Source organism: Vibrio sp. B1ASS3, from assembly GCF_905175355.1.
Lineage (GTDB): Bacteria > Pseudomonadota > Gammaproteobacteria > Enterobacterales > Vibrionaceae > Vibrio > Vibrio owensii.
This window is the reverse complement of record NZ_HG992742.1, coordinates 2,270,501-2,292,468: the sequence shown is the minus strand read 5'-3', so window position 1 is coordinate 2,292,468 and position 21,968 is coordinate 2,270,501. Positions and strand designations below refer to the sequence as shown.

The following is a 21,968-nucleotide window of genomic DNA, read 5'->3' as shown; positions in this document are numbered from 1 at the left end:
TTTGTTGCGAGACTAAAACAGAGGCATCTGATGTGAATGGGACTTCTTGATATCTAATGGGTTATCGACCCCCTGAAAGTACTCCACCCAAACTTTATTACTTCTCGGAAACTCTCGTCGTAGGGCTTTCTTAACGTGTTTACGCGTACTGACCAAATCTCCTATCATTGTTTGATTGTGATACCCCGTTTCAACAACTTGGAACTCGCTATCTGCTAGACAGTAAATCAGAAAGCCGCGATCTCTTTTGTAAGTCTTAAACTCTACCGCTTCTTTAGGCTGCAATTCTTTGAGCTGTTTTTCGACTAACGACAACACCTGAGATATATGAATCATAGGTAATCCACGATATGGTAACTGAGATAAAGTTATCAGAGAGATAGACCTCAGAAATATCAATAAATACTGAACAGGTGTTTAGTGGCGTTAAAAGCATGGATTTAGCTTCATTGACCAGAGATTCAATGAAGCTTAACTTTTAAGTAATGAGGCTCTGAGCGGACATAAAAAAGCGCCCACAATATCGCAATGTAGATCAGATAAGGATCGGTTGACCGATCCTTCTGCTGAGAGATAATCGGAAGCCTGTTTCTAGGCTTCCGATTTTTTATGTCTATCCAAAACTGTTTTGCCGATTTCCTCGAAGAAAATCCTGTTGATGTAGCTCAACTCACCACTTTCTCTGAACATATCCCAGATGAATGGGTTGTTAAGGCAGCTAGTCTTTCTGATAAGGCGACTATTCGCCGACGTCGGCTACCAAGTGACATGGTCTTGTGGTTAATTGTCGGCATGGCCTTCTTCCGTAATGAACCTATTGCCGAAGTTGCACGAAGAATGAATGTCTGTGCGGATGGCTTAGCCGATGAAGAGTTATTAGCAAAAAGTGCTTTAACTCAGGCAAGACAACGTTTAGGTAGAGCTGCACCAGAGTGGTTGTTTAAACAATGTGGGCGGACGTGGGGTCTTGAACGATACCGTGATGATACGTGGCAAGGATTACAAGTTTTTGCTGTAGACGGTGCTCTTTTTCGAACCGCAGATACCCCCGAACTTAGAGAGCACTTTGGCTCGGGTAATACCTCCAGCAACAGACAGACACCGCATCCAGTGCTAAGAGTTGTGACTATCATGAATGTCCGCTCTCATGTCATCGTTGACGCCGCTATAAGCCCCTATCGGCGTGGTGAAATCCCGCTTGCTATGCCCTTCATCGACTCCTTGCCAGATAACTCTGTGACGTTACTGGATAAAGGGTTTTACGGTGCAGACTTACTTCTCTCTCTTCAAAATAGCGGTATCAATAGGCATTGGTTGATACCAGCAAGGAAGGGGCTGAAATACACACTTCTAGATGAAGAAGAAAGTAATGACATGCTCATAGAAATGAAAGTCTCTCCGCAAGCTCGCAAAAAGAACCCTAGCTTACCTGAGAAATGGCAAGTCAGAGCGGTGACCTACGAAGTACAAGGTAAGCAGAAAACCGTTTTTACCTCCCTTCCTAGAACAAACTACGACGCGAAGGCAGTAGCCAAACTCTACCACGAGCGTTGGGAAATCGAATTGGGTTATCGTGATATCAAAAGCTCAATGCAACACAATACCTTAGTATTACGCAGCAAAACAGTAGACCTTGTTTATCAAGAACTCTGGGGGCTGTTGCTTGGTTATAACTTAGTAAGACGTGAAGCGAGTCAGGCCGCGGTTGAGCATGGAAGAATGCCGAATGAAATTAGCTTTAAATATGCTTGTCAGTTTATAGCGAGCCAACTGAAGGTGATGAGTAAAGCGATATCGCCAGGCAATACACCTAAGCGTTTAAAGAGTCTCAGGGGAGATCTATCCATCCTCTTTATAGACAAACGCCCTAAGCCTAATCGGCCTAGGGCGGTAAAAATATCAAAGACCCGATATCCTGTTAATCGCAAAGCAACTCCGCTTAAGTGAACTACATTGCCCACAATATCGGGTATTGTGGGCGCTGAATTTTATCTGTAATGCCTAATCGATGACTTATTGTGTAAGTGGCTTAAGGTCTGCAGGGCGGTAGTAAACCGACTTTAGAACCTTGCCTTTACGTACCGTTTTGCCTTCAGATACAAAATCTTCTGCGCATTTCGCAATGATGTATTCGCCTTTTTGAACCGCCATCAGCTTGATGCCTTGTTCAGCGTAGAACGCTTCTGTTTCTGCGTATTCTTGTTCGTTGCGACACACTTTGCTCATGTTGCTTGAGTGCACTTCGTCCCAGCAAGGGATAAAGTCGATACCACGGTTCACCGCTACGTTAAGCAGTAGATCGATCAGGTAGCTGATCGCTAAGTTATCTTCAACTGTGCTGTCACCAAGGTGTACTAGACGACCCATTAGAACGTAAACGCTGTCAATGATTGCGTCTGCTTGCTCGGTTTTGCAATCCGCTTCCGCCAGTTCAGTAAGCTCTTCGATCGCAAGAGAAGTGTGTAGCGTATCTGCTTGTGCGTCTAGGCTTGCAACATCCGCCACTGGTAGGTCGAAAGTGCTACGGAACTCGGTGATGTCACGGTATAGGTGATCAAAAATCTCTTGGGTTAGCTTTGACAGTTGCATTCTAATGTCCATTGAATCGATTGAAGTCGCAATCATATCAAACCGAACTTTAATCCCCAAGCGATCCCATTCTAACTGGTTAGAATTCTGTCTCTTGGGGAGTGAGTCTTAGCGAAATAGGTAAGGGAAGAGCTTCTTACGTTCTTCCTCTGAAAGCGCTGAAACACGTGAGATATTGGTATCTGGAATGGACTCTGGATCAGGGTAGTGCTTAAGTACCTTTTCCATGCTCTCTTCACGGATCAAATGAAACACTGGATATGGAGAGCGATTCGTCAGGTTTTCATCATCTTCTGGTTCTGCACCGCCAAAGCAGTAATCAGGATGGAAGGTGGCAACTTGGAAAATGCCTTCCCAATCTTGCTGTTTGATCAAGCCTTCAACCCAATCAATGAAGAAGTTGTAATCCCAGAAATCTTGCAGCATGTTTGGAACCACAACCAAGGTTGTCTCCAGTTTTTCTGGCTCGGTATTACTGAGTTCGATCAGTTGCAGCAAAATGTCTTCAAGTAGTGCTTCTTCTTGCGAGGCTTCACTCACGAAGATTTTGATTTGTTTATTGCGCTGTGGCTTAGCGGCGAACGGGCAGAGATTTAATCCGATCACGACATCATTGAGCCATTGATCGACTTGCTCTGTGATCGCATTGATATCGGTGTTTGGTGATTCTTGTGTTGAGCGCGTTGGCATACGACTTTCTTGCTTTTATGAATGTGGCGCAAGCATAGCAGACCAATGCCACAACATAAAATCAATAAGGTTTAATGCTCCATTAAGCCGTTATGTCTGCGTTATCGCCAGCGTCGATTCGCTCTGTGATGTGTTTTAAGAATGCGATAGCAGCGAACATGGCAATGTACAGTGCACTGCCGCCGATGAGTACGCTCGACCAACCGTCGTTTTGCCAGCAATAGAGCAATAGGAATCCACCTAAACTGCCGCCAATGTAGTAATGCACGAGATACAATGCGGTCGCCGTCGCTTTTGCTTGTGTCGCGTTTTGTCCAACCCAGCCGTAAGCAAGTGTGTGAGTGAAGAACGCGCCGAAGCTGATCAATAACAAACCTGTCAACATTGCAGGTATGCTTTCAATCACCGCGATCCACATGCCAGCCATACTGACGATAGAGCCTAAAAACATGCCAAGTATCGGTGAAAAGCGTTTACTCCAATGTCCGGCGCAGCGGGAAGAAAACGTACCACCCAGGTAGCAAACAAAGATGAGAGAAGCTAACCCAACAGGCACATTATGCGGCGCACTGACCAAGCGGAATCCCATTACCGAATAAAGATTAACGAACAACGCAAAGTTCAAACCGCCAATCAGCATGGCGAACCACACACGTTGATTTTTGAAGTGTCCGATAATAGCTTTGTTGTGGTGCCTTAAACTGCTCGAAGAAGGGGTGAAGTTTTTCTGTTTTGGCAGCAAGTAATGCACGCTGACCACGCCGATAAAGGTGAATAGCATCATAACTTCGATGGCTACATCTATGCTGAAGTTGTCTGCCAACAATCCTCCGCTGATACGCCCTGCGATCCCTCCCAATGAATTGGCTGCGATATAAGTACCGATCGCCATTGAAAATGCGTGTTTATCTAGCTCTTCCGCCATATAAGCAACGGCAACAGCTGCAAACGCGGCAAGCGCAACACCGATCAAAGCGCGACAAACCACTAAGAACAAAAACGAATCGCCAAGCAGCATTAATGCGGAGATAGCAGGGATCGAAAACAGACCAAACATCATTACAGGTTTGCGCCCAATCGATTCAGAGAGCACAGCCATCGGGACCAAGCTAAAGGAGAGAGCCAGTGTGGTAGCGGCGAATAGCCAGTTGACCTGAGTTTCCGAGATCTGAAAGTGCGCCGCAAAGCTTGGCAGCATCGGCTGAAGGAGATAAAGGTTCGAGAAAACCAAAAAAGAGCCGAGCGCCAGAGATAGCGTAATGCGTTTGTATTCCGGAGTGCCGAAACTGACCATGAGTCCTGCCTAATGCGAGCGAGCAAATATAAAGAAACTGTGATCAATCTATCAGTTAGTTTTGGATTGAAAAAATATATTAAAAATATGGTTGGTATATATTTTTGATCTAATGGAATCGAAACAACTCAAACACTTTTTGGCGGTCGCGGAACACGGCAACATTACTCATGCAGCTAAGGCTTTGCACATTGCTCAGCCAGCGTTAAGTATTTCAGTTAAGAAGTTCGAGCAGTCTCTTGGCGTGACGCTGTTTCGCCGAGAAGAGAAGAAAATCAGCTTAACCAAAGAAGGGGAAACCTTGTTGGTTCACGCTAAGCGAGTGATTCAGCAGTTACACGATGCACAGCTAGCGATTGATGAACTCAAAGGTTTAGCCAAAGGGGAAGTGCGCCTTGGTACGCCTTCAATGATGGGCAGCTATTTTTTCCCTCGAATTGTTATGGCGTTTAAGAGCCAGTATCCAGATTTAAAGCTGACGCTGGTGGAGGCGGGCACTCAGTCTATCCGCCGAATGTTACTTAATGGTCAGCTCGATATTGGCGTGATCAGCTGTGACGATGTACCAGAGGACTTAGAAACTGACCATTTGTTTACTAGCCAAATGGTCGCCGTTGTGGCTCCGGAACATGATTTAGCTCAGCGCAACGCCATCACATTTGATCAGTTTTTCGAGCATGATTTGGTGATGTTCCAACATGGCTACTTCCACCGAGAATTCTTAGACCACGTCAGCGAAGAGCATGGCTTTACAATGAAGTCCTCATTTGAAACCAACTTGTTGCCGCTCATTCTGAGTATCGTTAAACAAGAATTTGCTATTACCGCTCTCCTAGAACTGGTGACACAACATGAACAGGGTGTGGTGGGTATTCCATTTGAACCGAGCGTTAAGCTCGACCTTGCACTCGCGTGGCGAAAACAAGGCTATCTATCCATTGCCGACCGTACTTTTATTGACTTTGTGAAGCGGTATGTTTGATTCGTATATTGAATCTTTTTGATAAAAATTATTTATCCCATTGAATACGGTATATCATTCCGGTATATTGTTCTGTAAATTCAATGGGAGAGTAATGGTATGAATCAAAAAGGCTTTAGTCTGATTGAACTGGTTGTTGTGATCGTTCTGCTTGGGGTACTTGCTGTAACTGCGGCGCCAAAGTTTTTGAACTTACAAGATGATGCAGAAATTGCTGTATTAGATGGTTTCAAGGGAGGGCTTGAGGCATCCTTAGGCATCGTCAAAGGTAAACACATCATTGAAGGGGAGCCAAAAGAGCTCGTACTTGATGACAACACATCTATTAGCTTTTTCCGTGGCAATACCATTACTGAATATCCAACAGCGTTGAATGAGGGTGATTGTGCGAAGTTGTGGAACGCAATTATTGATGGGTCTCGTGCAAGTGAAGATGAATCATTAAATACAGAGTTGGTCGCAACGTACGAGGGCAGTAATAATCCTGAGGTAGGAGGTACGTGTCAATTCACCTACCGTAATGCTGGCTCAGTAGACTACGTGAGTGGAAAAGGTACGGTGACAGTTACCTATTAAAACCAAACTATTCAATGAAAAGCCTCCCTTTAATTGAGAGGCTTTTCTTTTTTATGTAGTTATCTCTTTCTCATTAAGTGGTATCAAAGCCCCTAGAGCCACCATGGCAGCGCCACCGATTACGGTGAACAATACGCGCTGCGAAAAGATAAATTCTGCCATTTCCGGATTAAAAGGACCTACCGATACAGTAAGAATAAGCAGCATGATACAAGCCGTGGCAATGGTGTAGTTGTGTTCGAGATACACAAGGATGCCGTAAAGTGAAGCGATGACCAAAACCCACATGGTTATTGTCATTGCGATGTCGGAGTTGAACGAGCCCAATAGCAGTCCCACAGGCAAATAGACTAATGCACCAAGCAAGGTTCCGTTTAAACGTTGCCAAGCTTTCGGTGCTAAATCTTTGCTGAACGGGCTGTGGATCATCATAAATAGGTAAGCACCTAAAACGGCTCCTGAGCCACCTCATATACCTAACGACAGCACCAAGCCAATCCCTAGCGCTTTGCGACTGGAGTACTTGAGATCAACACGACTAATTTTATGTGTGGTGCTCATCGAGCCATTCTGGGTGTTGGCGTTTTTCCAAACCAGCGTACTAGCAATGATCGCCACAGTGATGCCAAGCACAACCGATACTGAACGTTGAAGCATAAGTTCTGTGGCTGGGATATCTACTGGCATCATCATCGATAACAACATAAACGTCAGCGGTAGAATGTACTTTGGTACTCCTTGGTGGTGTTTATCGCGCTCTGTTATGACGAGTAAGAAGGCAAACAGCGCACTAGTAAAAGGAGCATAAGTGATAGGCACCATGGAAAGTGGTATCGCAACTAATGTCATGACCAAAGGATGGAGGCTACCTAGTAGGGTGTCTTTTGTCGTACTGAATTTGAGATTGTATAGGTAGTGGATGATTCCCACTTCCACCGCAACAAAAGCTTCTCCGACATCATAAATATACGCACTGATGATAAGCAGCACGATGGAAAGCAAAAACATGCGGTTGCCCAACACAAGGTAAGGCTTTGATGGGATGAATTTTTGAGCGAGTGAATCGAGCATGGCGTATTTCCCATCCTTCAGTGAATAACAATATGGAAGGTATGAGATTACCAATTTGATGAAATATTCATTGCCAATTTGCGACAGTTGAAGCGTATAAAAAGAGGGGAAGGAAATAAATGGAAAGGCAGAAAAATAAAGAGCTTCCGTTTCTGGAAGCTCTCAAGATTCTTAGTTACTGTACATTTTTTCAAAGTTCTTTGGGTTCCAGCCAATCATGACTTGATCGCCAATCTTCAGCACTGGTACGGAGCGAGCACCCAGAGCATCGAGCTCTTTGCGACCGCGTTGCATCTTAGCGTTGCACAGACGGTAGTTAATATTTTTCGAATCAAGATAACGTTGAGCATCTTTGCAGTGCGGGCATTTGTCTTTGACGTAAAGAACGACACGTTTCATTCAATTTCTCTCCATTATCGTCGGGAGGCGAAGTTTAGCGAGGTTCAAGAGAAAAGGAAAGTTGATTAAGGAAGAGGAGGTATTCAAAAAAATCCCCCTCTGGTAACTGGAGGGGGCAAGATAACAATATGTAGTTCAAGACTAAAGACTTGATATCCCATATCAAAAGGATACCTAATCATGCTATTAAAAATGACCTACGTCCGATAGAGCACTTATATTTTGCTTATGTATAAAGTGCTAAACGTTGGAAGAGGATTGTTCGTGATATACCAGTGAAACAATACACCTGTTAAGAAGTTCCGCTTTATTACCATTAGGTATTATAAAAACCAAAGTTGAACTTAAGTCTTGGTTGTTAAGAGGAACCCATAATTATTTTTATAAATAAGAGTTCTTATAAATAAAAAAACAGATAGATCTTCAATGCTAATCTATCTGAATTTGTCATTTTTCTTGGGCATGTTGTAAAAACTTTTCCTGAACTATGCTGAATGCATTACTTTCATGAATAACTGAAAATCCGCCTAACTTCATAAACTAAGAACTCTCGCGTCAATACATTCATTAGATCGGCGACAGGTCTTAGCCGTTATCAGTTATTTATTGGGCGGAAAGTAAGCATGTCGAAAGATTTTAGTCGTTTGATTCGCACCGTCGGCGGTGCGTTTTTGTCGTTCCTAATGGTATTGGTTACTGTACCTGCGAAAGCGGATATAGCCGGGCTTGATGTCCAGTTGTCACCGATAAGTGGTCAATACGACAACGGTAACCAGATTGAATATACATTGACCTTAACCAACACCTCTGGTTCCACACTTTCCGGGTTAGAGGTCAATGATGAGGTCATGAACATCATGACTTCCGGTGATTCTGGTGGTTCAGTGAATGCGTTTGAGAGCGCAGAAATCTCCGCGTCCGCTTCTTTTCTCTCTTCTGCTGGTGACTACGACAGAAATGGCAACCTAACGGCGGCTGATGTACGAATTCGTAATAACGGCACGGTTTCTTACACCATCAAAGCAACCGTTTCAGAGCAGGCGGCAGGTGATATTACAAATGTCGCTAGTGTCCGCTCTGGCGCGCTTTCTCGAGAAGATTCAAATTCGACCACTCACGAGCGAGTGGTGTATGAGCACAGCATTGAGCTTTCAGCTTCACCGGATAAATACAGCATCGGTCAGTCTGTGACTTACACGTTGAAAGTTTCGAATACGGGTTCTTCTAAAATTAACGGAATGACCGTTACTGACTTAGTGGCAGATATCGAGACTGAAGACCTAAATGGTGCGCCTATTTCCGCATTTACTTCCGTTTCAAACAGTGCTTCAGTCTCTGGCTCAGGAAGTGATGCTGGTACGTTTTCACCAAGTGGCAATTTAGAGGCTACGGACGTATCTATCGCGGTTGGTGGTTCAGTGACTTATACCATCCGAGGGCAAGTTGCCCCGACATTAGTTGGCGATATTATTAACGACAGCGCAAAAGCAGAAACGCGTGACGATTCTAAAGCCGCCACAACAACGACAACGCCGCCAAAAAGTGCGGATGTAACCCTTACTCATACACTTAACAAAAGCGACGATTACTTAGTTGGCGAAGACTTTTCTTACACCATAACAGTCCAAAATGCATCGGGTGCTGGTATTGCTTATGGCTATACCGTTCAGCAGTTGATGGAGGAGGTTGAGTCCGAATTAGGTCATCAGATCACTAATGATAAAAATGCCGATGATACAACTGGTAACCCTTACTCGTTGTGGACGAACGAAGTTATTAGTATTGGTGCAAACAGCACTTCAGAACTCGATGTATCAGGCAAAGAGACGAATAAGTCACTGAATGATAAAGTCTCTATTTACCCTGGGGAACAAATTCTTTACTCCGTCGTTGTCAATGCCAGCCCTGTTGCTATTGGTCAGATCCCACAAGTTATTGCCCGTGTTTTAAATGGTGGCGGAACCTCAGATTCTGCCGATCAGTTAACAAATACTTTGAATACTGAAGAGGTGTTGGATTCCTCCTCAGGTCAAATTTCGCGACTTAAGAAGACCACTGACACGACGTATGTGCCTGGTGTTTCTGGTGAGAATGAAGTGGTTTACGACATCGAGATCTCGAATGCGGACTCGAAATACTTTGCCAATGATGTCATCGTGCTGGATAAGTTTGCCTGTAACGTCACTGAGCAAGTTGATGGTTCGTCTGGATCTGCTTTTTCTGAATGGAAACTTGAAGTCGCGGATAGCCGTGGTGAAGGCTCTAACTATGGTTCATTCAACTACGGCGCTTGGACCAGTGACGACATTGACCTAAAAGTCGATTTGGCTCCTGAAGGTTATGTTCGTTATAAGCTGACGGCAAGAGTGGCGGACGACAGCGTTGGCCAAATTGTTGATGATGGCACAGATGCGGAGTTATGTTTTGGTGACAATCTGACTGAAAGTGGCTCTGGTATCCAGATGCCAAATTCCAACTTGAAAGTCAAAAAAGAGGTGGATTCTCGCTTCTACTCATCTGGTAGTACTTTGAATTACGTCATCTCCGTCGAAAACAACGGTAACGGTTTTGCTATTGATGTTCCTGTTTACGATGACCTTGCTTCCGTTATGACGACCACTATAAACGGGACAACTAGCAATGCTTATGTAAGTTGGACAGTGACGGCAACTGCCTATGACGAGGATGGCAATGTTTCCACAAATAGTAAGTCAGGGTTGACTGACGAGATAAATGGCAATCAAACCAACAAGAATATCTTGGATGTAAGTGCGACGGTTGCCCCAAAAGAAACCATCATTTATTCGATTGCTGCGGTGATCAACCCAATTGCGGATGATGAAATTCGAAACGAAGTTGAAGTGGATGGCAAGCTTTATTCGGATCGAGGCTCTTACCCTCGTGATTACTACCTCGTGTTGGATAAGCGCGTTGATGGTAATGATGAACAAAACTGGTACACCAACACGACCAATGAAGTGACTTACACCATCAGCGTAACCAACCCTGAGGGTAATGGTTTTGCTTCTAATATCGAAATTAAAGATGACATCAGCACCATAGAGGCAGAGCAGCTGGAGCCAGCTGGTGCGATGAAGAAAGTCTTCACCTCGTGGACTATTTCAGCAGATATAGAGGCGGATTCGCCTTGGTTAAACGTCGCTGCTGATGCCGGAGACTTTTCTGATAACAACGATCTTGATGTTATCGCTCAAATCCCACCGGGTGTAACCATCACATATACCATCGTGGGGCAGCTTGACCGAACTGTAGATACAGAGATTCTATGGGGATCTTTCTCTAATACAGCAACCGTCAAGTCGAATGAAGTAGAAGACAACATCAATTTATTGGACTCGGTGACGACGCATCCATATGAGCCGAATCTAGTTGTGGCCAAGACTACACAAGAAACAAGCTTTGTTGCTGGTGAATCAGCAACATTTGACATTTTTATTCATAACCGTGGAACGGGCTATGCCAACGATGCAACCGTTAAAGATGACATCGAAGCGCTTAACTTCTTCTCAAGCTGGTCTGTAACGGGCTCGGTAAATAACGATGAGTTAGGTTCACATTACGGCGATGTCGCAAACAACGAAAACATCGATACCGACGTCGATATCACTCCGGGAGGTTGGGTTCGTTATGCCATATCGGGCATTGTGAAAAATGACTTCGTTGAAGATCAGGTTTCTAACCGTGTAGACGTCTATGATCCGCAAACGGACCGTGACCACAGTTCTTCCGCTCAGATCGATAACTCGAACAGTGCTTACGACATCAATGTTTCGATTAGTAAAACAACGGGCGCTGTAAGATACACACCTGGCGATGATTTGGTTTATACCATTGTCATTCGCAATAATGATGAAACAGATGAAAATGACTTAGTCTTGATTGACCGATTGAGTGAGATCACGACTACGCTTGCGAATGATAAAGATGGTGAATCAGAGGATTTACTTGAGCAGAACCCGTTTGAACATTGGTCGTATTCAGTTGATGGCGGTGCCTACAGTACGCCTAACACCGACGATGTTGAGATCCCGCTTAACATTCCTGCGAACGATTTTATTACCGTTAAGATCAAAGCGCTTGTCAAAGATAATGCGGTTTCTAACGGGGTAGAAGCGGGTGAACAATATTTGATCCGCAACGAGGCGTTGTTGATTCACAAAGATGACGCAGGTTGTACTACTTCATGTGAATACCTAAAACGTGCCGTTGCTGAAAACCATCAGGTTTACAACAATGGTGATGTTTTCCGTACTACCAACATCAACCGCTATTCACCAGGTGATGAGCTAATCTACACCTTTAAGTACACATCACAAGATGGCAAAGGCTACCGCAATAACGTTGGTGTGAATGAATTGATTAATGGTATTTCCGTTCAGTTACAAGATGGAACCATGGGTAATCCGTTCTATGATCCTTCTGTTGGTGAGAACAAATTTACTGTTGGTGTCGAGAAAAGTGACCCTGCGAATACGGGTACGACAGATGGTACAAAAGACGGTACGGTCGCAGACAACAATGACATTGTGACCACAATCGATATCGATGAAGGGGAAGACGTTACATATACCGTGAAAGGGATTATTCGTCCGGATGCCGTTGGCGATATCAACTATCACGACACCATCGTCGTTCCAAATGACTATCACCTAGATTTCGATAAAATCGCTGACGAATCAGTTTATGCTCCGGGTGAAACTGTCACTTATCGATTGATCATTGAGAATGATGGCAAGGCAAATGCAGATGATATTCCTGTCCTTGATAGCATTTCAAACATAACTACAGAGCTTATTGACGGTAAAACCGGACCAGCATTTACTCACTGGGAGATTACATCATCAGCTACGGGCGAAAATGCAGAGTTGACTGATGCGGGCGCTGGCGCAGGAGTTAATTATTCATCGAGCAATATCGACCTTGATGTATTGGCAGACGTCCCAATGGGAGTAACGCTAGAGTATCAAGTAGTAGCGATCCTCAATGAAAAGGCAGTAGGGGACATTGTCAACCGACTAACGGTTGATGGTGACACAGTCTCACATGGTATCAAGGCAAAGGAGCTTCAAGCGGACTACGAGAAAAACATACTTTCTTATTACGACTCTGAAGGCAATAAGATGGTTGGGGCAACATCTTACATGCCGGGAGGGTATGTAGAATACGAGATCTTGGTAAGGAACAATACGTCGGCACACATAAACGACATTGGGTTAAGTGACGAACTTCATCAAATCCAAACCGATTATTATGATGGAACAAAGGGGCCTGCATTTGATTATTGGATTGTTGAAGCATTTACAGATGATTCAAGTATTTCAGACCCAGATACTCAAGATAGCCTTATTCTCGGAGTTCCTTCACAAGAGCCGATAGAAACTAACATTGATATTGCAGCCAAGGGTCTTGCGAGCGGTGAATCTTTTGTCCGCTACACCATCATGGCAAAGATCAGTCAAAAAGCCGTAGGCTCATTTAAAAATACCGCAGAGCTTGCTGGGCGTTTTAATTTTGATTCTCCTATTTCTTTTATGGCAAGTCCTGAAGTCAGTTTTAATAAGATAGCTTACTCCGATGTTAGCTTAAGTTCTGCAAAAACAACCTACTCGCAAGCATCGGGTGAGAGTGAGGTTTATTACCGTATTCAGCTGAAAAACAACGGCTATGGCACCGAGTATGGCGCTCGTCTAAAAGACACCATCTCTGCGATTCAAACCCGTATTGCGGAAGATAATTCGACAGCGGGTGGCGATCCAGTTGGGAAGCCTTTTAATGCTGGCTGGGAAGTAAGCCTAGTCAAAGAGGCGGCAACTGGCTCAATTACCGAAGCGGTAGATTTTGTTGATGGCAATAATATCGACATTGACAATGACATTGTTATTGCCCCCCAGGAGTCATTGACGTTCACCGTCCATGGCACCATCCGAGAGGATGCATTGGGGGATATTCAAAACACCGCGAACTACGATGGCAAAAACCGCACAGCTACGTTGCTGCCTTTGGCGAATAATATCGATGTGGAAAAACGCGTCGTGTCTATTAATGGTACGCCTTTCACCTCAGGAGGTACTTACATCCCTGGTGACGAAGTGGAATACGAGTTCGTCGTTACTAACCCAGAAAATGGGTGGGCAAATGATGTGCGTATTCAAGATACGGTGACCGATATTGGCGTTGAAGTTATTGGCGGTACAACCAAACCGGCATATGCCTCTGGTGATATCAGTCATACGGTGAGTAATGGTATCGACGCGAACATTGATACTTATGTTCCGGGTTACAGCATAGCGGGTAATCTCGATATCGAAGTGGATATTGCAGCCGGCGAAGCGTTGACCTTTAACCTGACAGGTACAGTAAGAGACGACGCACTGGGTGAGATTGAAGCGAACCGAGTGACCGCAGATGGTAAGTCGGCTTCGTCGGAACCTATTCCACCTAAGCCTTCAGAAATCAACTACTTCAAAACGTTAGAATATACCGATGGCGATTCAGCGAGTTGTTCGGTTCCTTCTACTGATGGCAGCGGTTGTACTTATGCACCTCGTGGTGATGTGGAATATCAAGTCACCCTTGAAAACACGGGCGACAGTATTGCTAACGACGTTCATGTTATCGATGCTATCAACAATATTAATACTTCAGATGGCACAGCGGCATTTACGCAATGGTCAACGTCGATCGCAGTTGAGCCAGCGGGAACTTATGACGTTCAGGGTAACTACAACGGTAACGTACCATTGAATGCCACGGTAGACCTTCGCCCAGGTGAACACATTGTGTTTGATGTGAAAGGGACGGTGGCTGCTTCTGCTACAGGTTCAATAACCAATACTGCACAAGTCAATGGCGACAACACGAATGATATTGTTCTGGAAGCTGGCCGATCTCAGTACTTGATCGATAAATGGACTGATACTCCTCAATATGTACCGGGGGGGACGGTTAACTACTACATCGATATTACCAATGACGATGTAAGTACCGGCTTTTTTGGTCTGCTGGATGACATTAACAGCTTTGAAGTTGAAACGGTTGATGGTTCGATGAAGCCTGCTTTAAAAGAATGGACTCTGGATTATGAGGTGCTGTTAGACTCTGCGCCTTCTGATCCGGCAGCAAATGATTTCTCTGAGCTAGATAAACTCGTTGATGTCACTAACCCGGAGATCAATATTCCTGCGGGCTCAATAAAAATGGCAGGACGCGATGATGCAGGTACTGGTGGCGGTGATAAATACACCGTTATTCGTATCCACATTCAAGGTAAAGTTCGCGATGACGCCGTAGGTCGTTTTACCAATACTGCTTTCCTTCTATATGGTCCGGGCAGTAAACGAGCGAAGCTAACACAAGGCTATATTACACCAAAACCGGGCCAATTGGCGTTGACCAAAGAGACAACACCAATTGCAGAACCGGATGCAAAATACCAACCGGGTCAGCCTGTTTCTTACAAAATCACGTTAACTAACGTCGGTGAAGGCTACTTGGTCGACCAAGTGTTGGTGGATCGCATCGATACCATTATGACCGATGTGGCGAACAGTACTGACAAAGAACAAGCCTTTACGGGTAAATGGGTGATCAGTGATGAAGTACTCGGTGGTAGTGGTGATCCTTTGCTGAACGCTCGTAAAAACGTGATCGATACCGATCAGGGTTATAGCGCGACTTATAGTATCCATCCTGGCGATAGCTACTCTTTCGTTGTGACGAATACCGTTAACGACAAGGCCAAAGGCAACATCACTAACTTAGTTAAAGTGGACAGTGATGGCACAGATTACACAGCGGAAGCGACGTATTTGCCTGAAGACGCACAAGTCACGTTGGCGAAAGAAGTCGACAAGCTTGAATACCTACCGGGTGATACGCTGACTTATACCGTGACGGTTAAGAACAACGGCTTAGGTTGGGCAGAAGCCGTTGAAATTGAAGATACATTGAAGTCGATTGAAACAACGCTCGCTGGCGGCACCACAGGAAAAGCGTTTGACCCAAGTTCAATTCAGATTTCAGCGGTTTCAACAACGGGTGAAACGCCAGTACCAGCACCAACAACAGGTGAAGATCTGAAAGAGACGCTGGATATCGCTCCTGAAGATACGATCGTTTATACCATTCAAGCGACAACGGTAGCCAATGCGACGGGTGACATCACCAATACCGCGAGTACAACGTTTGAAGGGAATACAACAGAAAAAAGCGCAATCAGTACACCGATCCTCGCGACGGTATCCATCGACAAATCGGTAGACACTCCAACCTATGAAGTGACGAAGCTGATCAACTACGACATTACCGTGAGTAACACATCATTGGCGTTTGCTTCTGGTGTTGAACTGAAAGACATCATTAGCGACATCGATGTTGACACCACCAGTGGTAATAAAGAGTCGGCGTTTATGTTGTGGGAAGTGACGTACGAAGCATCGGATGAACGCACTGTTGTGACACCAAAAACGTTCGAGCTCAGCGACGATATTAATGCAACCATGGATATTGCGCCTGAGAGTACAGTGACCTTCCGTGTGAAAGCACTGATCCGTACCACAGCGATTGGTGAGATCAGCAACACTGCCACCGTCACTTACAACGGTGTTTCTCAAGATTCAACAGCGATTATGCTGCCGATGGATTCCGATTTTGTTGCCACCAAAACAAACGTTCAAACCGAATACGAACCCGGTGAAGAGTTGGAGTTCTTGATCACTATCGAGAATACCTCGAATAACTACATCACCGATTTGAGTGTGGTGGATGACATGTCTTCTATCCAAGTTGGTTATTACGATGGTACGACAGGTCCTGCGTTTGTAGATGGCTCAACATCGCTTGAGGTTGAATCTCAAACCATAGGCAGCAATGTCGAATCAGTCAGCCTAACAGAATACAGCGTGGATATTGCACCAAAAGGTAAGGTGGTATTCCGCGCGAAAGGGACGGTTGTGGATTCAGCGACCGGAGCCATTGTAAACACCGCGCAAGTCGATGGTGGTGATGTGATCAGCCCACCCGTTCAGAGCGTGAGTGCGGTTGTACAAGCTGAGCTTTATACCGACGCACCACATTACGTGCCGGGTGAAAAAGTGGAATATCACCTAGTGATTGAAAACATTGGACGCGGTATTGCGAAGAACGTTGCTATCTATACCCAGTTCAGTGAATCCATGGGTGATTACATTGATGGTTCTCGTGACAAAGCCTTTGATGATTGGACGCTAACGGCGGATTGGCAGGGTGCTGAAACTCAGCCGGGCGATTATGAAGACGATAAAGATCTGTTTACCATCGTTGATATCGCGCCGGGCGGTAAGATTGATTACACCTTCACGTTGACCGTCAATGAAGACATGCTGACCAACATTGATGTGCTCGGTTACTACTTAGATCTGACGTGGAATCCAGCTGCAATGGCGCGCTCAAAAAGCATGATGCCGTCGCCAACCTCAGTGCAGGGTTCTGCAGACCAAGTTGCAGCGTTGGATTTACCGCCTGTTCCTGCTGAGCTTGTGGTTGAGAAGCGTTCTGATAAGCCGGAATACACACCGGATGATGATTCCGTGACTTACTATCTAGCCGTGACGAACCAAGGTGATGGCAACGCAGCCAATGTTCGTCTAACCGATGAAATCAGTGAGCTGCAAAATGAAGCGGGCAACAAAGTCTTCACCGACTGGACGATTGAAGGTGTTGAAGTAGACGATAGCGGCAGCGTGATTGATCGCCACACCTTCCCGGCAAGCGAAGATTTGGATTTGACGGTCAACCTGAAGTCGAAAAAACGTAATGCGTTTGCCTTTGAAGTTGTGGGCACGCTAGGTAAAGGTTTGGATGACGACATCACCAACACCTTTACCGCGACAGAAACAGACGGTACACAAACCAGTGACAGCGTGACCACGCACATCAAGAAAATCCCAGATAACAGTGGTGAACTTTTGCTAACGAAAGCGGCGTTGCAAGACACCGCGCAAGTGGGCGATGCCGTGGAATACGAAGTCATTGTAGAAAACAACAACGAATCGTACTTCAAAAACGTTACCGTGGAAGACCGTTACCCAGGCGGCTTCAAGTACATTTTTGATACATCGGAAGTGGTGTTGAGTGGCCCAGATGGTGAGTTTGGTAATGAAGACGACCGAGTGTTGACGATTGAACCATCAGACACAGGCAAGCTGCTGTTTACATCATTGAACTTCGACCCAGGTGAGAAACTGCGTATCCGTTATCTACTGCGAGTTTCCGTTGGCGCGACCTTTGGTGACTACATCAACACCGCGGTATCGAAAGTCGACGGCCTTGCGGTATCGAACGAAGACAGTGCCAAAGTGACCGTAGAGCCGGACAAGGTATTCGATACCTCATCCATTATCGGTAAGGTGTTTGAAGACCACAACAAAGACGGTTTCCAAGCAGACGCGACGGCATTTGATGTGGAATTGACTGCCAACTTGTCTACACAGGACTACATCGCTGGCTCTACAATCGTCGTCCGCGATGGGAAAGAGCTGTCGGTTGAGGATGAGCAAGACAATGGTCAAGTGATTTCAGCCGTGCAAGAAGGTGTTGAATTGGGTGATCTTTGGGGACACTCGATAAACCGCACCATCTCTGAAACTAAAACTGTCGCGATTCAATTCAAAACACGTACTCGTGAGAGCTTTGATTTTACCGTCACATCGGACGGTGGTTCACGCATCGAATTTGATGCGCAAGGCCAAATCAAGTTTGCTCATGAATCAGACAAAAAGAACGGCTTAAGTGCAGAGAATCTTAACATCACAAGAAACCTCTATCGACATGGCGATGCCTACCTGTGGGAAATCGTGATTGAGAACAAAGGGGTTTATGAAGACGGGATACCTGGTGTCAAGCTGATGACGGTGGAAGGCATCGTCATTCATACAGACCAATACGGACGCTACCATATTCCGGATCAATGGATAAAAAACAAAAAAGGGAAAAACTTCCTAGTGAAGTTAGACACTGACTCGCTACCGACTTCGATGGAAGTGGTGAGCGAAAACCCGAAAGTGTTGCGAATTACCCCGAATAAGCTCACGAAGTTTAACTTCAGTGTTCATCGTAAAGAGAGCAACGATGACTAATTACTCTTAGATTATTCAGATACTTAAGAGGGGAGGGCTGGTCTCTCCTTTTAATTTAAAATCCTTAGTTAGCACACTCAAAAAAAGTCTTCGATAGAAGCTATATAAATGCAATGGTGACACATGAAATAGTCGCGATAGTGTATCAATAGCTAAGAAGAGGGCACTGTGAAGGATAGAAACCTTTATAACGTTAAAGCAACATGTACCGCATTGAGTTTAGGGGATAAAAATCACTATCAAGAAAATGCAAACTATTATATCGATAAAAACTCTCAACCTTCTGTGCAGAAAGGCTGGTTTGTAAGCTTCAGCAATCACTCTACACCTATCTCCAGTTTATCAATTGATAGTGAATAGGAGTGAGAACAAATTATGCCAGCAGAACAGGTTATTCGTGCGCAACAGTTTATCGAAAGAGCGATGGAAAAGTACGGAACACTTTATGACTACTCCCAAGTCACGTACGTAAATCAAAATACGCACGTTCAAATTATATGTTCTACACATGGCGTTTTTCATACTTCGCCTAAAAATTTTTTGGCTGCAGCTAAGACGATAGGATGCCCATTTTGCAGCCGAAAATTAAGAGCAGCGCCTTCGGTACCTAAAGTGAAGAAAGAACCGAAAGAAGTAAAACACTGTGAAACCGATTATTTCAATGTTTGCGGAGGAACAAAGAAGCATCAAGACATTTTATTGAGCGTCTTTTGTTAGAAAGGGCTTTGGCGTGCTGCTTCACAATCGAATTGTCCATCACATCAATGAGATCGAATCTAGGCATGCCAGGCGCCTCTCTATTCCACCATAATCTAATCAATTCCCCCTTTTATCAATTTTCTAGCTAAGCAAGAACGAGAGCTTATATGAGCTCCTTGCTCCTCATTCCCTCCCGGTTCGGCCTCATAAATACTAATTAATGGCAACATATCCGTTCAATATGTGAGCTATATTGGATTGTACGATTCTTCTAGATAATTTGAGAGCTACTCTTATCGGAATGACGCGAATCCTTAAAACCAGATTTATGCGTTATGGGATAAAAACCGTAAGGCAACTTATGTAGGTAATTCGCATTACTAATACTGGGAGGCTAAAGTACGGATGATAAACACCAACGTTCGGTATAAGACCATTGTTTTCGCTTGTCTGTTGTTTAGCATCAGCCAACTTAGTATGGGGCTGGTGTTTCCGTCACTACCTTGGATTGCTAAAGACTTTGATATAGCGCTGGAACAAGCCCAATGGATCGTAAGTGTTTATTTACTTGGTTTTGGACCTTCTCAGTTTATTTATGGTCCTCTGTCTGATGTTATAGGACGTAAGAAAGTCGTCCTTATGGGTTTAACGACTGGTATGTTTGGTTTATGGATCATCGTATTCCACAGTAGCTCTTTTGAGTGGACTCTAATCGGACGCTTCTTTCAGGGACTCGGCATGGGTTGCTGCTTAGTTGTCGCTAACGCTGCGATAAGAGATAGCTTCAAGAATCATGAGCTAGCCATTGCATTGTCGTATATAGCCATAACCGTTTCCATTGTGCCAATCATCGCACCAGTAATCGGTGGGGTGATTAACCACTATTTTGGCTGGTTAGTCATATTTATTGTTTTGTTAAGCTACGTCAGTTTGGTATGTGTGATCGTTGCTTTTTCATTTCCAGAAACGATGACACGGTTAAAGCCAACTTTAGACCCTAAGAGAGTATTTCGAGAATATCGCCATCTACTCACTTCACTTTACTTCATCAGTTTCGCTAGCCTTGGCTGGCTTAACTTTACCTTGTTGATAACCGCGGTTTCAGTAATGTCATTTATTATGCAAAATCAAATCGGAATGACATCTGAAGAGTATGCGATGTGGGCGCTTATTCCTGCTAGTGGGCTTTTTATTGGTGCGTATGTTAGTCGTTTGGGGCAACCCATTCTAGGGCGAAAAAATACGTTGATGGCAGCTTATGCCTTTCACATGGGGGCTGCTATTTGGTTGCTTAATTGTCCAGTGGAGCCTTTATATTTAATGTTTGGTTTATTCTTGATGGTATTAGGGAACGGTGTATCTCAGCCGTGTATACAAGCGATGGTGATGAGGCCATATAAGAAGCAAGCTGGTATTGCTGCGGCTGCGTTAGGAGGGGGAGAAATGCTTGTTGCGTCGACAATCAGTATTTTTCTCATTCACTTAGGGGTTGATCAAGCGTCGCATTTATCTTGGGTAATTATCGCATTTATCATAATAGCCTTTCTAAGCATTACAATAGGGTTCATGCCTCATTGAATTATGCTACTTCATCCACTCTTTCTGATTAGTACGTATGATGTTAAGAGAAAAAGCCCACCCGGTTAAGGGTGGGAATAGCTTATGTAAGTTGCAATATACTGATGCCGAGGGAAAGATACGACATCAACATATTTATCTAACATTCAGTCTGTAAACTAAACAGCATTTTAAAAAATATCTCGGAAAAAATGCTAGTAATAACAATAATCAGTGTATATGGATTAATGCGGATGACGTTGTGTTTTTAACCTTTGATTCAATGCTGCAATTTACACGCTCGGTATGAGCGATCGTGAACCATAAGCAGAGCTTCTTCTCTCTTTACGAAAAGTCGATAGCTTCTATCATCAGAAATGTATTTCATCCCTGATGCGGAAGGGACACGAGGAATGGAATATATATGTGAACCAAAGCGTAATTCTGCTGTTTCGTGTCCTAAATTTGCTTCAAATTGCTCTCCCGATTCGCATAGAAATACACTCTTGTAAGGTGATGTTGTTGAAGTACACCCGAGAGGACCAACCAAAATCGACAAAAAAACAGTAGTTATTATTTTCTTCATAAATAAATCTCATTTTGTATAAAGCTACATTATTTCTTATTTATGATAACAATCAATAGCATAGTATTATAGATTGATTCGAATGCGCTCAATAATTACACGAATTTGAGTAATAGGCACCTGGCATAGGATTGGAATCGTGAGTCCCAATACAGATATGATGATGGTTATGTTATTAAATGGTTTGAAATTAATTAAGAACACCATCATTTTTGGAATTATCTCGATAAGCGATGTGCAATTGTGTTGATAATAACCTCTTAATGAGTAGACTTCTAAATAAGGTTGCTTTTCAACCTTGATATGTACAACTTGATATGTACAACTTGATATGTACAAATAGGTGCCTAGCCTATTGGTTAATGACGAAACCAAACTTTGCCGCCATTT

General features: G+C 44.3%; 11 protein-coding genes and 1 pseudogene. 6 read left to right on the top strand and 6 right to left on the bottom strand.

Annotated features, from left to right (window positions below; genetic code table 11):
- Positions 1–12 precede the first annotated feature (12 nt).
- On the bottom strand, positions 13–336 hold the full coding sequence (locus KJB05_RS10535; RefSeq protein WP_208445432.1) for a hypothetical protein: 324 nt from the start codon (positions 334–336) through the stop codon (positions 13–15).
- A 273-nt stretch (positions 337–609) separates the two neighbouring features.
- Here KJB05_RS10535 and KJB05_RS10530 point away from each other — a divergent pair, with 273 nt between their 5' ends.
- The gene (locus KJB05_RS10530; RefSeq protein WP_213053074.1) at positions 610–1,947 is read left to right on the top strand and encodes an IS4 family transposase; all 1,338 of its coding nucleotides are present in this window, start codon (positions 610–612) and stop codon (positions 1,945–1,947) included.
- 66 nt (positions 1,948–2,013) lie between these two features.
- Here KJB05_RS10530 and KJB05_RS10525 read toward each other — a convergent pair whose 3' ends face one another.
- From KJB05_RS10525 to KJB05_RS10515, 3 genes are all read right to left on the bottom strand, one after another.
- Positions 2,014–2,589, bottom strand: coding sequence for a nucleoside triphosphate pyrophosphohydrolase family protein (locus tag KJB05_RS10525; protein WP_045424202.1), 576 nt, complete (start codon positions 2,587–2,589; stop codon positions 2,014–2,016).
- Positions 2,590–2,697: 108 nt separating this feature from the next.
- Entirely contained in the window at positions 2,698–3,279 is a 582-nt protein-coding gene (locus KJB05_RS10520; RefSeq protein ID WP_208446175.1) for a DUF1415 domain-containing protein, read from the bottom strand.
- A gap of 82 nt (positions 3,280–3,361) precedes the next feature.
- A complete protein-coding gene (locus KJB05_RS10515) occupies positions 3,362–4,573 on the bottom strand; it encodes an MFS transporter (RefSeq protein WP_208446176.1) in 1,212 nt (403 codons plus the stop codon).
- Positions 4,574–4,685: 112 nt separating this feature from the next.
- On the opposite strand from KJB05_RS10515, the gene KJB05_RS10510 reads away from it, so the two are divergent.
- Positions 4,686–5,555, top strand: coding sequence for a LysR family transcriptional regulator (locus KJB05_RS10510; RefSeq protein ID WP_208446177.1), 870 nt, complete (start codon positions 4,686–4,688; stop codon positions 5,553–5,555).
- 99 nt (positions 5,556–5,654) lie between these two features.
- Positions 5,655–6,131, top strand: coding sequence for a prepilin-type N-terminal cleavage/methylation domain-containing protein (locus KJB05_RS28870; RefSeq protein WP_208446178.1), 477 nt, complete (start codon positions 5,655–5,657; stop codon positions 6,129–6,131).
- Between the two features lie 51 nt (positions 6,132–6,182).
- Here KJB05_RS28870 and KJB05_RS28950 read toward each other — a convergent pair.
- Together KJB05_RS28950 and KJB05_RS10495 are read right to left on the bottom strand one after the other, a co-directional pair.
- A pseudogene (locus KJB05_RS28950) lies at positions 6,183–7,202 on the bottom strand (FUSC family protein).
- A gap of 171 nt (positions 7,203–7,373) precedes the next feature.
- A complete protein-coding gene (locus KJB05_RS10495) occupies positions 7,374–7,601 on the bottom strand; it encodes a glutaredoxin family protein (protein WP_038874778.1) in 228 nt (75 codons plus the stop codon).
- A gap of 623 nt (positions 7,602–8,224) precedes the next feature.
- Between KJB05_RS10495 and KJB05_RS10490 the strand changes: the two genes are divergently transcribed.
- The 3 genes from KJB05_RS10490 to KJB05_RS10480 all read left to right on the top strand — a co-directional run bounded on the left by KJB05_RS10490 (position 8,225) and on the right by KJB05_RS10480 (position 21,013).
- Positions 8,225–18,736 carry a DUF11 domain-containing protein gene (locus tag KJB05_RS10490; RefSeq protein WP_208446179.1) on the top strand — a complete coding sequence of 3,504 codons (10,512 nt, stop codon included), beginning with the start codon at positions 8,225–8,227 and terminating at the stop codon, positions 18,734–18,736.
- A gap of 375 nt (positions 18,737–19,111) precedes the next feature.
- Positions 19,112–19,453 carry a hypothetical protein gene (locus KJB05_RS10485; RefSeq protein WP_039986991.1) on the top strand — a complete coding sequence of 114 codons (342 nt, stop codon included), beginning with the start codon at positions 19,112–19,114 and terminating at the stop codon, positions 19,451–19,453.
- Positions 19,454–19,840: 387 nt separating this feature from the next.
- Complete coding sequence (locus KJB05_RS10480) at positions 19,841–21,013, top strand: MFS transporter (protein ID WP_208446180.1); 1,173 nt, start codon at positions 19,841–19,843, stop codon at positions 21,011–21,013.
- The last annotated feature ends 955 nt before the right edge of the window (positions 21,014–21,968 follow it).